Source organism: Streptomyces sp. NPDC056948 (assembly GCF_042674225.1).
Taxonomy (GTDB): Bacteria; Actinomycetota; Actinomycetes; order Streptomycetales; family Streptomycetaceae; genus Streptomyces; species Streptomyces purpurascens.
In genome coordinates this window covers 1-14,079 of record NZ_JBHUQX010000248.1, presented here as the reverse complement: position 1 = coordinate 14,079, position 14,079 = coordinate 1, and the positions used below count along the sequence as shown (strand labels likewise).

The window sequence follows — 14,079 nt, the reverse complement described above, 5'->3', positions numbered from 1 at the left end:
CCGTGGAAGTACCGGTCGGCACTTCCACGGCGGGCAGTCCGCCCTCGACACGCGGCCAGCCGTCGGCGGTCCAGATCACGGGCGCCAGTGCCGTCTCCCGGCCCAGGACGCACGGTCCGCGCCGACCGAGGGGCCGGGCCACGAGGTAGGCCAGGTACCAGTTGCCGTCCCCGGTCTCCACCAGGCTGCCGTGCCCGGCCTTCTGCAGCGGCAGATCGGGGTGGTCGCGGGCGGTGAGCAGCGGGCCGTCGGGGTCACGTGCGTAGGGGCCCGTCAGGGTGCGCGAGCGGGAGACGGTGACCTGGTGGTCGTAGCCCGTGCCGCCGTCCGCGGTCAGCAGGTAGTACCAGTCGCCACGGCGGTAGAGGTTCGGGCCCTCGATCCAGCCGGCCTGCGGCGGCAGCTCGATCCGCACGGGGTCGCCGGTCAGGCGGCGCTCGGCACGGTCGTAGGGCCGGGCCTCCAGACCCGCCGAACCGCCGTGGCCGGGACGCCAGTCGTGGACCAGGTTCAGCAGTCGGCTGTCGGCGCCGTCGTGGAAGAGGGAGGCATCGAAGCCCCGGGCGTGCAGCGGCACCGGATCCGACCAGGGACCCTCGATGGAGGGGGCGGTGATCAGGTGGTTGGGGCAGTCGGTGAAGCCGCCGACGTACGTGGAGACGTTGCTGTAGACGAGGTGGAACAGACCGTCCGCGTGGGTGAGGCTCGGCGCCCACACACCGCCGGAGTCCGGGCACCCGGTCAGATCGAGCAGGCGGGTGTCGTCGAGGGCGCCGCCGAGGGGGCGCCAGTGCACCAGGTCCGTGGAGTGGTGCAGGCGCACGCCCGGGTACCACTCGAACGTCGACGTGGCCAGGTAGAAGTCCGGCCCAACACGGAGGATCGACGGGTCCGGGTGGGACCCGGGCAGCACCGGATTGCGGATGACGCCTGCCGGCCAGTTTCGCATGCGATGTCCCCTCGTGACGCCCGCTCCGGCGTGCGCCGGGTGATCACCGCAGGACCGTAATGTCGAATACGTTTGCGAGCAATGCCGGCCTGAAAGGTTTTCCGGGCCTCCGACCGTGCCGTTTACCCACTCGCCGGACCCACCGCCTCACCGGGCCCACCAACTCCGTTATCACGCACCTCTCTTGACACCTCATCAGCTCCCTCTTACGTTGCGAAAACCTTTTAGGTCGTTTCCGTGCTCTGCAGGTCCGGACAGGGAGCTCCGATGAGAAGACCGCAGATCCTCCTGGCCGCACTGGTACTCGCCGTCTGCTGCGTCGTCCCCACCACCCCGGCCGCGGCGGCGCAGACCATAGGGTTCCCCAGCTTCGGCGGCCCCGCGATCCCCGCCCCGCCCGTCGCCCACACACCGGGCGACATGATGCGGGCGATCTACGACGCGGAGAGTTCGGGGACCGACTTCTGGATGGACCGCCTGCTCGCCCGCTCGGGCAACGACCCGGCCGGACCCTGGCTGATGAGCCGTGGGCGCGCTCTGTTCATGAAGGAGCACGACCCGGCCCGGTTCGGCTTCGGCGGCAAGGTCGCCTACTGGGAGAACATCAACGGCAACAACGCCTACACCGTCGCGGTCACCCCGGGGACCTTCACCGAACAGGTCGCGCAGCGCCGGCAGACACCCAGCCACTGGAAGAGCGTGCACACCAGCGGCTCGGTCACGGTCGACCAGACGAAGTTCATCACGGACAACAACGTGGCCGTGACCAATCTGTCGATCAAGAACAACGGCTCGTCCTCCACCACGCTCCAGTTGCGGGCGACGTCGCCCTACGCCACCTCGGGCACCGGCAGCGAGCTGACCGGGCAGGTCAACGCCTACAACAACCTCACGACCCTCCGCCCCCGGCTGACCGGTGACGGGTTCGCCGTCTCCGGCGGCGGCCTCAACCGGTCCGTGACGGTCGCGGCCGGTGCCACGGTGACCGCCAAGGTCGTGATGGGTTTCGTCACCGACGAGATCCCAGAGTCCCGCACGGAGTACGACGCCTACGCGGGCTACTCGGCCGCCACCGCGTTCGCCACCCACGTCAGGGCCTACAACCGGTGGTGGGCGCAGAACGTGCCGTACATCGACGTGCCCGAGCCCGCGATCAAGAAGAACATCTACTACCGCTGGTGGCTGATGCGCTTCAACCACCTGGACGCCGACATCCCCGGGCAGACCTTCCAGTTCCCGACCTCGACCGAGGGCGTCCTCGGCTACAACAACGCCATCGCGCTCACCCAGCCGATGCACATCGACGACCTGAAGTACCTGCGCGACCCGTCCTACGCCTACGGGGACTGGCTGAGCGTCGGCCAGACCTCCAAGGGCGGCCGCTTTCTGGACAACCCGGGCGACCCGGAGAACTGGTCCAACAGCTATACCCAGTACATCGCCGAGGCGGCGTGGAAGAGCTACCAGATCCACGGCGGCCAGCCGGGCATCGCCGCGAGCCTCGCCCGCTACGCCGAGGGCGACGTCAAGGGCCAGCTCGCCCACTACGACCGCGACAACAACAAGCTCATCGAGTACGACTGGGGCGCCCTGACGGGCAACGACGCCGACGCCGTCTCCTTCCACTGGAAGCCCGGGAACATGGACCGCGCCGAGTCCGCCTACCAGTACAGCGGCGCCCTCGCCGCCGCACAGGCCTACGAGGCGACCGGCAACACGGCCAAGGCGACCGAGATGCGCACCCTCGCCAACCAGATCAAGGACGCCATCGTCAACGTCCTGTGGAACCCCAACCGGCAGTTGTTCGAGCACCGGCTGAAGTCGACCAACGAGTGGGTGCCCTGGAAGGAGATCAACAACTACTACCCGTTCTCGGTCGGCGCCGTCCCCGACACGGCGACGTACAAGCAGGCCCTGCGGCTGTTCGACGACCCGGCGCAGTATCCGGTCTTCCCCTTCTACACGGCCAACCAGGTCGACAAGAAGGCGGCGGCCGAGGCCGGGGAGCCGGGCTCCAACAACTTCTCCACCATCAACTCCACCGTCCAGTTCCGGCTCTACTCCTCGGTGCTGCGCAACTATCCCAACTCCTGGATGAACGCCACCGACTACAAGAAGCTCCTCTACTGGAACACCTGGGCGCAGTACGTCGGCGGCAACACCCAGTGGCCCGACGCGAACGAGTTCTGGGCCGACTGGAACGGCAGCTCCATCGACTACCGCTCCTGGATCCACCACAACATCCTGGGCAGCAGCAACTGGACCGTGATCGAGGACGTGGCCGGGCTGCGGCCGCGCAGCGACGCGAAGGTGGAGCTGTCCCCCATCGACATCGGCTGGTCCCACTTCACGGTCAACAACCTGCGCTACCGGGGCGCCGACCTGTCCGTCGTCTGGGACGACCCGGCCGACGGCGTGGTGCGCTATCCCGGCATCCCGGAGGGCTACTCGATCTACGTCAACGGCACCCGGGCCGCGACCGTGAGCTCCCTGGTGCCCTTCACCTGGGACCCGGCCACCGGCGAGGTCACCACGAAGGGCACGGTCACCCACCGCACGACCGTCCCCGGGCTCAAGGCCCCCAACCAGGTCGTGCAGGACAGTCCCCGCATGGTCGACATGCTCGCCAAGGCCGGTGTCGACCTGACCGGTGACCCGGCCAACCTCGCCTCCGGGGCGACCGCGTCCGCCTCCCACACCGGGTCGGGCAGCAGCGTCTCGGGCGCGGTCGACGGGCTCCCCACCAACGAGCCGTTCTGGGGCGCGGGCGGCTCCTCGAACAGCCAGGACTGGTACGAGCTGAACTTCGGCACCGCACGGACGCTCAACGAGGTGCGCCTCTACTTCAAGGACAGCCGTCCCGCCAGTACGACCTACCGGGCGCCGTCCTCGTACACGATCCAGTACCACAACGGCACCTCCTGGGTGGCCGCCGGCGGCCAGACCAAGAGCCCGGCCGCGCCCCGTGCCAACTACAACCTGGTGCGGTTCCCGGCGATCAGTGCCCAGCGCATCCGGGTCCTGGCGAGCAACGCCTCCGGGGCGAAGACGGGCCTCACCGAGATCAAGGTCCACAACCGGGGCGGCGCCCAGCCACCCGCCAACCTGGCGACATCGGCCACCGCGTCCGCCTCGTACACCTCCTCCTGGGAGAGCGTCACCGCGATCAACGACGGGGTCGACCCGCCCTCGTCCAACGACACCGTCAACACCCGCTGGGGCACCTGGCCGGAGAGCGGGCAGCAGTGGGCCGAGCTGACCTGGCCTTCGGCGAAGACGCTGAACAAGGCCGAGGTGTACTTCTTCGACGACGACCAGGGCATCGACATGCCCGCCTCGTGGAAGCTCCAGTACTGGAACGGCGGCGCCTACGCCGACGTGCCCGGCGCGAGCGGCTACCCGGTGGCGAAGAACCAGTACAACGCGGTCACGTTCACCGCGACGAACACCACACGGCTGCGTGTACAGCTCACCAGCAACGGCAGCGACTCCGTCGGCCTCCTCGAAGCGAAGGTGTACGGCCCGTGACTCGTTTCAGATGTCTGTCCGCGCTCATCGGCGTCCTCACCATGGTGGTCGCCTTCCTGGCCGCGCCGCAGCCGGCTGCCGCCGCCGTCGCGTTCACGTCGACGGGGGTGAACCAGAACGGCGGCAACTGCCTGGATCTGCCGGGCGGTTCGTCGACGAACGGGACGCAGTTGCGTGCCTTCTCGTGCGGGTCCGTAGCGAACCAGAACTTCCGCTTCGCACCGGTCTCCGGCTCGGGTGACACGTACACGATCACCACCCAGTCCGGCCAGTGCGTAGACGTCTCCGGCGCGTCCACCGCGGACAACGCCACGGTCATCCAGTGGCCCTGCCACGGCGGCACCAACCAGCAGTGGCGGCTGGTGCCGGTGAGCGGCGCCGACAAGGCCTTCAACCTGGTCTCCACGGCCTCGGGCAAGTGCGTGACGCCGAGCGGAGGTTCGTCGGCGTCGGGCACCGGCCTGGTGCAGCTCCCGTGCTCCGCCGCGAACGGCAGGGTGTGGCGCCTGTCCGGCTTCACCGGCGGCGGCACGAGCCCGAACACCTTCACCAACCCGATCGCCCAGCGCGGCCCCGACCCCTGGCTGACCTTCCACGACGGCTACTACTACCTGGCCACCACGACCTGGAACTCGACGGTCACCATGCGCAAGTCCCGCACGCTGGGAGGCCTTGCCACGGCCACCGAACAGGTGATCTTCAATCTGACCAGGCCCAACGGGGCGGGCACGATGTGGGCCCCGGAGTTCCATCTGCTCGACGGCCCGAACGGCAAGCGGTGGTACTTCTACTACACGGCCGGACGGGAGCCGTTCGACCTGGGCACCCAGCGGATCCATGTCCTGGAGAGCGCCGGCCAGGACCCGATGGGCCCCTACACCTTCAAGGCCGACCTGCTCGACCCGTCCCAGGACAACACCTGGGAACTGGACCCGGGCATCCTGCAACTGAACGGCAAGCTGTATCTGCTCGGCACCTTCTACAACGGCTCGCAGCCGATGTTCATCCGGCCGCTGTCCAACCCGTGGACCGCGAGCGGCACACGCCGGATCCTCTCCACCCCCACCTACGGCTGGGAGACGGTGGGCGGCGCGGTCAACGAGGGCGCCGAGGTCCTCCAGCGCAACGGGAAGACCTTCATCGTCTACTCCGCCAGCCACTGCTCCACACCCGACTACAAGCTGGGCATGCTCACGTACAACGGCGGCGACCCGCTCAGCTCCTCCTCCTGGGTCAAGTCACCGAACCCGGTCTTCCAGCGGTCCAACGCCAACGGCGTGTACGGCCCCGGCCACAACGGCTTCTTCAAGTCGCCGGACGGCACGGAGGACTGGATGGTGTACCACGCCAACAGTTCCGCGGGCGGCGGCTGCGACATGAACCGCTCCACCAGAGCACAGAAGTTCACCTGGAACGCCGACGGGACGCCGAACTTCGGCACTCCGGTGGGCCTGGGCGTCCCGCTGACCGCACCGTCGGGAGAGTAGCCCGGAAGCGCACGAGGGCCGCGAAACGCCGCGGTGGTCCTTCTCGGCCCTCGTCCGAACGGCGAGCATGCCATGTCATGGACATCTTGCTCGTCGTCAGCGCGTTCAACAGCCTGTCCCAGCGTGTGTACGCGGAACTGTCGGATGAGGGGCACCGGGTGGACGTCGTCCTCGCCTCGCACGGCGCCGACGCGGTCCGGGCCGCCGTACAGGAGGTGCGCCCGGAACTGGTCGTCGCCCCGATGCTGAAGTCGGCGCTGCCGGAGGACGTGTGGCAGCAGCACACCTGCCTGATCGTGCACCCCGGACCACCCGGCGACCGGGGGCCGTCCTCCCTGGACTGGGCGATCGCCCAGGAGGCGCCCGAGTGGGGCGTGACGGTGCTTCAGGCCGAGGCGGCGATGGACGCGGGCGACGTGTGGGCGGACGGGACCTTCTCCGTGCCGCCGGCCGGCAAGAGCAACGTGTACCGCAACGAGGTCGCCGACGCCGCGACAGCCGCGGTCCTCCAGGCCGTACGGCGGTACGCCGACGGCTCGTACAAACCGCGCCCGCAGAGCGAGCCCGGGATCCACGTGGTGTGGCGGGACTTCTTCCGCCAGGAGCAGCGGCGGATCGACTGGGAGCGGGACAGCACGCAGACGGTGCTGCGCAAGCTCCGCGGGGCCGACTCGCAGCCCGGCGTCCGGGACGAGATCTGCGGCCGGGAGGTGTTCCTGCACGGCGGGCACCCCGAGGACCGGCTGCGGGGTGAGCCCGGGGAGCTGCTCGCGACCCGGTCCGGCGCGGTCTGCCGGGCCACCCGGGACGGCGCGGTGTGGATCCCGGAGCTGCGCCCGCGCAAGAGCTCCGGCGACCCGGCGCCGTTCCGCCGCCCGGCGGCCTCGGTCCTCGCCACGTTCCCGGCCCCGCCCGGGTCCCACGGCATGCCGAGCTCGAACGACCGCCCGCACTGGCTGCCCGAGATCGCCGCCCCACTCGAGCTGCCCCCGGACCGCACCACCTGGTCCGACATCCGCTACCGGCAGCACGGCGGGACCGGCTTCGTGACCTTCTCGTTCCCCGGCGGGGCGATGAGCACCACCCACTGCCGCAGGCTGCTCGCCGCCTACCGTTACGCGCTCAGCCGCCCCACGTCGGTGCTGGTGCTCGGCGGCGCCCGCGACTTCTTCTCCAACGGCATCCATCTCAACGTCATCGAGGCGTCGAGCGACCCGGCGGGCGAGTCCTGGTCCAACCTCAACGCCATGAACGACCTGGTCGAGGCCGTGCTGCGCACCACCGACCGGCTGGTGGTCGCGGCGCTCGGCGGCAACGCGGCGGCCGGCGGCGTCATGCTCGCCCTGGCCGCGGACGAGGTCTGGTGCCGCACGGGCAGCGTCCTCAACCCGCACTACCGCAACATGGGCCTGCACGGCTCGGAGTACTGGACGTATTCGCTGCCGCGCCGCGTGGGAGCCGAGACGGCCGAGCGGCTGACGAGCGAGGCGTTGCCGGTGAGCGCCGCGACGGCTGCGCGGATCGGGCTGGTGGACCGTCTGGTGCCCGCCCAGGCACAGGAGTTCACGGCGGAGGTCGAGCGGCTGGCCGCCGCACTCGCCGACGACCCGGACCTCGCACGCCGGATCACCGCCAAGACCACGGCGCGTCACGCGGACGAGCTCCAGCGCCCGCTCGCCGAATACCGGCGCACCGAACTCGCCCGCATGCGCACCATCTTCTTCGACCGGAACGCCCCGTACCACGCGCTGCGGTCCGCCTTCGTGCGCAAGCTCCCGACCGGCTCCCCCAGGCCGCTGGACGGTGCGCGATGAGTGCGCGGCTGCTCGTCGCCGGTGTCGGCAACATCTTTCTCGCGGACGACGCCTTCGGGCCCGAGGTGATCCGCGCCCTGGAGCGGAACCCGCTGCCGCCCCAGGTGCGGGTGCGGGACTTCGGCATCCGCGGGATGGACCTGGCGTACGAACTGCTCGACGGCTACGACACGGCCGTCCTGGTCGACGCGGCGGTACGGGGGCACGAGCCGGGCACCCTGTCGCTGGTCGAGCCGGACCTGCCGGACGGTGCCTCGGCGGGCGCCCCGCCCGAGGCGCACGGCATGGACCCGGCGAAGGTCCTCGCCCTGGCCGCCCATCTGGGCGACGAGCCGCTGCCGCGTGTCCTCGTCCTCGCCTGCGAGCCCGAGCTGCGGGCACCCGCCGACGAGGACATCGCGCCGGGCATCAGCGCGACGGTGCGCGAGGCGGTCGGACGGGCCGTCGCGGCGCTGCACACCATGGCTCCGGTGCTGCTCTCCGACCCGGCGGCCACGCCCCCGTTGAGCCGCCCGGACGAATCCACCGCCCTGTCGTCGGCCGGGCTGCCGGGCACGGTGAGCGGCGGCGCGGAGGATCGGTAGCGGACTGATTTCCCTACCGATGTCCTTACCGACCGCGAGGAGCGGCCCCATGTGCGATTCCATGGACGAGGTCACCCAGGCCGTCCTGGCGAAGAACGACTCCCTGGCCGCGGGGCTGCGCGAGGAGCTGGCCCGGCGGGGCGTGAGCGTGGTCAACCTGCTGTCCAGCCCGGGCAGCGGCAAGACGGAACTGCTCGGGCGGGTGCTGGCCAGGGCGGTGGAGCGGGGCCTTCCGGTGGCCGCGCTCACCGCCGACCTGGCCACCGAGAACGACGCCCACCGGCTCGCCCGCTCGGGAGCCCCGGTGAAGCAGTTGCTGACGGACGGGCTGTGCCATCTGGAGGCGCGGCAGTTGCGCGGCCATGTGGAGAGCTGGCTGCCCGGGGACACCTCGCTGCTGTTCGTCGAGAACGTCGGCAACCTCGTCTGCCCGGCCTCCTACGACCTCGGCGAGAGTCTGCGGATCGTGCTCATGGCGGTGACGGAGGGCGAGGACAAGCCGCTGAAGTACCCCACGGCCTTCGGGTCCGCCCATCTGGTGGTGCTCACCAAGATCGATCTGGCCGGGCCCGCCGGGTTCGACCAGGCCGCCTTCGCCGCCAATGTCCAGCGGGTCAACCCCGGGGTGGAGCTGCTGTTCTCCTGCGCCCGGACCGACGACGGTGTCGACACCCTCCTGGAGCGGGTACTCGCCGTACGGGACGGTGCTTCCGTGCACCGGCCTCCCCTGGCGCCCCGGCCGCACTCCCACTCCCACTCCCACGAGGGCACCGAAGCCGGCCTCGTCTCGTGACGGCGCCCGCCACTCAGGCGGTGCGCCGCCGTGTCACCGTGCGCGGCACGGTGCAGGGCGTGGGGTTCCGCCCCTTCGTGCACCGCCTGGCCACCGATCTCGCACTCGCGGGGTTCGTGAGCAACACGGCGAGCGGTGTCCTCATCGAGGTGGAGGGACCGCCGGAGGGCATCGCCGATTTCTGCGACCGGCTGGCCCAGGAGCCGCCGCCGTTGGCCACGGTCACCGGTGTCGGGTTCGAGGACCTGCCCGTCAGCGGCGCCGACGACACCTTCAGCATCCGTTCCACCGACCGCTCCCCCGGCCGCACCCTCCTCCCGCCCGACACGGCGACCTGTCCCGACTGTCTGCAGGAACTGGCCGATCCGGCCGACCGCCGCCACCGGCACCCGTTCGTCACGTGCACCCACTGCGGGCCCCGCTTCACCGTCGCCACGGGCATGCCGTACGACCGGGCGGTCACGACCATGGCCGGCTTCCCGATGTGTGCCGACTGCGCCCGGGAGTACGGCGATCCCGGCGACCGGCGCTTCCACGCCCAGCCCGTGGCCTGCCCCGGCTGCGGCCCCCGGCTGCGCCTGGTGCCCGCCGCGGGGAGCGATGTCCGCCCGGCCCGGGACGCCGACGCCCTGGCCGCGGCGCGGGCGCTGCTGGCGGCCGGGCGGATCGTCGCCGTCAAGGGACTCGGCGGCTACCACCTGGCGTGTGACGCCACCGACGCGCGGGCCGTCGAGACGCTGCGCACCCGCAAGGCGCGCGGCGGCAAGCCGTTCGCGGTGATGTGCGCGGACCTCGACGCCGTACGGCGGATCGCCGCCCCCTCCACGGCTGAACTGGCCGCCCTCACCAGCGCGCGGCGCCCCATCGTCCTGCTGCGGCGGCGAGCGGACATGGCAGGCCTCGCGCCCGGCGTCTGTCCCGGCAGCCCGCACCTCGGCGTCATGCTGCCCTACACGCCCGTGCACACCCTGCTGTTCGGCCTGCCGGGTGATCCGCCGGGCCCGCGCGTGCTGGTCATGACGAGCGGCAACCGCTCCGGCGAACCGATCGTCACGGACGACGACGAGGCCCTGACCCGGCTGGCCGGTCTGGCCGATGCCTGGCTCGCCCACGACCGGCCCATCTCCTCGCCCTGCGACGACTCGCTGCTGCGGGTACGCCCCGACGGCACCGAGCAGGTGCTGCGCCGGTCCCGGGGGTACGTGCCCCGCCCGCTGCGGCTGCCGATCCCGGTGCGGCCGACGCTCGCCGTGGGCGGGGACCTGAAGAACGCCCTGTGCCTCGGCGAGGGCGACCACGCCTGGTTCGGCCCGCACATCGGCGACATGGGCGATCTGACCACCCTGGAGGCGGCCCGGCGGGCCGAGGCGCACATGCGGTCGCTGACCGGTGTCACCCCCGAACTCGTCGCCGCCGACCGGCATCCGGGATACCAGTCCGCGCGGTGGGCCCGTCGGCGGGCCCACCGGCTCGCGCCCGTCTTCGTCCAGCACCACCACGCGCACATCGCCTCGGCGATGGCCCAGCACGGCCTCGACGGCACCGCACCCGTGATCGGCGTCGCCTTCGACGGCACCGGCTACGGCGACGACGGCACCGTCTGGGGCGGCGAGATCCTGCTCGCCGACTACACCGGCTACCGGCGCTTCGCCCACCTGGCCCCCGCCCCGCTGCCCGGCGGGGACGCGGGCGTGGCCAACCCGTGCCGGCTGGCCCTGGCCCGGCTGTGGGCGGCGGGTCTGGCGTGGGACGCGGAGCTGCCCTGTGTGACCGCCTGCGCGGCCGACGAACTGGCCGTGGTACAGCGGCAGTTGACACGCGGGGTGGCCTGTGTGGCGACCTCCAGCATGGGCCGGCTCTTCGACGCCGTGTCGTCCCTGGTGGGCGTGTGCCATCGCGCGGGGTACGAGGCCCAGGCCGCCCTGGAGCTGGAGGCCGCCGCCGCTTCTGCCTGGGGTGAGGGCACCTCGGCCTACGACTTCGGCTTCACCGCCGGTACGTACGACCCGGCGCCCGTGCTGAACGCGCTCGTCGCCGATCTGCGGCGCGGCACCCCGGCCCCTGTGCTCGCCGCCCGCTTCCACCGTGCGGTGGCGAGGGCCGTCGCGGAGATCTGCCGGCGTGCGCGTCAGGACACCGGCCTGGCCACCGTCGCCCTCAGCGGCGGGGTCTTCGCCAACGCGCTGCTGGAGGAGGAGTGCGCGCGGCTGCTGTCCGAAGACGGCTTCGCGGTGCTCCGCCACGGCGAAGTCCCGCCGAACGACGGCGGGTTGGCCCTCGGCCAGCTCGTGGTCGCGGCGCACCTACGACAGGAGGAGTGACCCATGTGTTTGGCAGTGCCCGGCAAGGTCGTCGCCATCGACGACAGCGCGGAACCACTCACCGGGCTGATCGACTTCGGCGGAGTGCAGAAGAAGGCGTGCCTGGAGTACGTGTCCGATGTGCGGGTCGGTGAGTACGTCATCGTGCACGTCGGCTTCGCGCTCCAGCGTCTGGACGAGGAGTCGGCCCTGGCCTCGCTGAAGCTCTTCGAGGAACTGGGGCTGCTGGAGGAGGAGTTCGGGGACGCCTGGGAGCAGGCGGCGAAGGAGGCGGGAACAGCGTGAAGTACATCGACGAGTTCAACGACCCCGATCTGGCCCGGCGGCTGCTGGACGAGATCCGCGCCACCGCCACCCGGCCGTGGGCCCTGATGGAGGTGTGCGGCGGACAGACCCACTCGATCATCCGGCACGGCATCGACCAACTGCTGCCCGAGCAGGTGGAGCTGATCCACGGACCCGGCTGCCCCGTCTGTGTCACGCCGCTGGAGGTCATCGACAAGGCGCTGGAGATCGCCTCGCGGCCCGGAGTGATCTTCTGCTCCTTCGGCGACATGCTCCGCGTGCCGGGCACCGACCGCGACCTGTTCCGGGTCAAGGGCGAGGGCGGCGACGTACGCGTGGTCTACTCGCCGCTCGACGCCCTGGAGCTGGCCCGCCGCCACCCGGACCGGGAGGTGGTGTTCTTCGCGATCGGCTTCGAGACCACGGCCCCGGCCAACGCGATGGCCGTGCACCAGGCGAGACGCCTCGGCCTGACCAACTTCAGCCTGCTGGTGTCCCATGTGCGGGTCCCCCCGGCCGTCGAGGCGATCATGACGGCGCCCGCCTGCCGGGTGCAGGGCTTTCTGGCCGCCGGGCATGTGTGCAGCGTGATGGGCATGGCGGAGTACCCGGAGCTGGCCGAGCGGTTCCGGGTGCCGATGGTGGTGACCGGCTTCGAGCCGCTGGACATCCTGGAGGGCATCCGCCTGGCGGTCCGGCAACTGGAGCGCGGTGAGCACCGGGTGGAGAACGCGTATCCGCGTGCCGTGCGCGAGGAGGGCAATCCGGCCGCGGTGCGCATGATCGAGGAGGTGTTCGAGGTCACCGACCGGAACTGGCGCGGTATCGGGCCGATCCCGCTGAGCGGCTGGCGGCTGACCGACGCCTTCCGCTCGTACGACGCCGAGCACCGCTTCGACGTCTCCGGGATCCGCACGGAGGAGCCCGCCGAGTGCCGCAGCGGCGAGGTGCTCCAGGGGCTGATCAAGCCGACCGAGTGCGAGGCGTTCGGCACCACCTGCACCCCGCGCAACCCGCTCGGCGCCACCATGGTCTCCAGCGAGGGCGCCTGCGCGGCCTACTACCTGTACCGCCGGATGAACGCCGCGACACCGCAGGCCGAACGGGCCGCGCGGGAGGAGATGAACCCCGTTGCCTGAACAACTCGCCGACACCGTCGACCCGGCGAACTGGACCTGCCCCGCTCCCCTGCGCGACCAGCCGGTCGTGGTGATGGGCCACGGCGGTGGAGGCGCGCTGTCGGCGGAGCTGATGGAGCAGGTCTTCGTCCCCGCCTACGGCAACGCCACCCTGGCCGGTCTCGCCGACTCCGCCGTCCTCGAACTGGGCGGCGCGCGGCTGGCGTTCTCCACCGACTCGTACGTGGTCAGGCCGCTGTTCTTCCCCGGTGGCAGCCTGGGCGACCTCGCGGTCAACGGCACCGTCAACGATCTCGCGATGAGCGGTGCCCGGCCGGCCTACCTCTCCGCCGCCTTCGTACTGGAGGAGGGCGTGGAGCTGACCGTCGTCGGACGGATCGCGCGTGCCATGGGTGCGGCGGCCGAGGCCGCCGGGGTCACGATCGCCACCGGTGACACCAAGGTCGTCGAGTCCGGGCACGGCGACGGGGTGTATGTCACGACCGCCGGGGTGGGGCTCGTGCCCGAGGGCGTGGACATCCGGCCTCAGCGCGCGCGCCCGGGTGACGCCGTGATCGTCAGCGGGCCGATCGGTCTGCACGGGGTGGCGATCATGAGTGTGCGGGAGGGGCTGGAGTTCGGGGTCGAGGTCGCCAGCGACACCGCGCCGCTGGCGGATCTGGTGGCGGCGATGCTGGCCGTCACCCCGGACATCCATGTACTGCGCGACCCCACCCGGGGTGGCCTGGCGGCGTCCCTCAACGAGATCGCCCGCGCTTCCGGGACCGGGGTCCGGCTTCAGGAGCGGGCCGTTCCGGTGCCGGACGCCGTGGTTAACGCCTGCGGCTTCCTCGGGCTCGATCCCCTGTACGTCGCCAACGAGGGCCGGCTGGTCGCCTTCGTGCCCCCGTCGGCGGCGGACGAGGTGCTCGCGGCGATGCGTGCCCATCCGCAGGGCACCGGGGCCACGCTGATCGGCGAGTGCGTCGCCGAGCACCCCGGGATGGTGGTGGTCGCCACCGGTCTGGGCGGCACGCGGGTGGTGGATCTGCCGCTCGGCGAGCAGTTGCCGCGCATCTGCTGACCGGGCATGCGAGTGGGCCCCGCCGAAGGGGCCGGCGGGGCCCACACACGCTATGCGGGGGCCGGGGTCGGCTCGATGCCCGGGATCTCCCGCACCCCGCCCCTGCGCAGATCGTT

Annotated in this window: 10 protein-coding genes; 9 read left to right on the top strand and 1 reads right to left on the bottom strand. The window is 71.3% G+C overall.

From position 1 onward, the window contains the following. The coding region (locus ACFTZL_RS28020; RefSeq protein ID WP_382588127.1) for a family 43 glycosylhydrolase at positions 1-949 on the bottom strand (949 nt) is incomplete at its 3' end. Between the two features lie 267 nt (positions 950-1,216). Here ACFTZL_RS28020 and ACFTZL_RS28015 point away from each other — a divergent pair. From ACFTZL_RS28015 to hypE, 9 genes are all read left to right on the top strand, one after another. Further along, positions 1,217-4,477, top strand: coding sequence for a discoidin domain-containing protein (locus ACFTZL_RS28015; protein WP_382588125.1), 3,261 nt, complete (start codon positions 1,217-1,219; stop codon positions 4,475-4,477). Beyond that, the gene (locus ACFTZL_RS28010) at positions 4,474-5,964 is read left to right on the top strand and encodes a family 43 glycosylhydrolase (protein WP_382588123.1); all 1,491 of its coding nucleotides are present in this window, start codon (positions 4,474-4,476) and stop codon (positions 5,962-5,964) included. The genes ACFTZL_RS28015 and ACFTZL_RS28010 overlap by 4 nt, the downstream gene beginning before the upstream one ends. A gap of 77 nt (positions 5,965-6,041) precedes the next feature. After that, positions 6,042-7,778: a hydrogenase maturation protein gene (locus ACFTZL_RS28005; RefSeq protein ID WP_382588122.1), complete on the top strand. Its 1,737-nt coding sequence runs from the start codon at positions 6,042-6,044 to the stop codon at positions 7,776-7,778. Then, a complete protein-coding gene (locus ACFTZL_RS28000) occupies positions 7,775-8,362 on the top strand; it encodes a hydrogenase maturation protease (protein ID WP_382588120.1) in 588 nt (195 codons plus the stop codon). Before ACFTZL_RS28005 ends, ACFTZL_RS28000 begins: the two co-directional genes overlap by 4 nt. A gap of 49 nt (positions 8,363-8,411) precedes the next feature. Then, positions 8,412-9,155, top strand: coding sequence for a hydrogenase nickel incorporation protein HypB (hypB, locus tag ACFTZL_RS27995; RefSeq protein ID WP_382588118.1), 744 nt, complete (start codon positions 8,412-8,414; stop codon positions 9,153-9,155). After that, complete coding sequence (gene hypF / locus ACFTZL_RS27990) at positions 9,152-11,476, top strand: carbamoyltransferase HypF (RefSeq protein WP_382588116.1); 2,325 nt, start codon at positions 9,152-9,154, stop codon at positions 11,474-11,476. Before hypB ends, hypF begins: the two co-directional genes overlap by 4 nt. A gap of 3 nt (positions 11,477-11,479) precedes the next feature. Continuing rightward, positions 11,480-11,761, top strand: coding sequence for a HypC/HybG/HupF family hydrogenase formation chaperone (locus ACFTZL_RS27985; protein ID WP_382588114.1), 282 nt, complete (start codon positions 11,480-11,482; stop codon positions 11,759-11,761). Then, positions 11,758-12,900: a hydrogenase formation protein HypD gene (gene hypD, locus ACFTZL_RS27980; protein ID WP_382488249.1), complete on the top strand. Its 1,143-nt coding sequence runs from the start codon at positions 11,758-11,760 to the stop codon at positions 12,898-12,900. Before ACFTZL_RS27985 ends, hypD begins: the two co-directional genes overlap by 4 nt. Beyond that, complete coding sequence (hypE, locus tag ACFTZL_RS27975) at positions 12,893-13,963, top strand: hydrogenase expression/formation protein HypE (protein ID WP_382588112.1); 1,071 nt, start codon at positions 12,893-12,895, stop codon at positions 13,961-13,963. The genes hypD and hypE overlap by 8 nt, the downstream gene beginning before the upstream one ends. Positions 13,964-14,079: the final 116 nt, after the last annotated feature.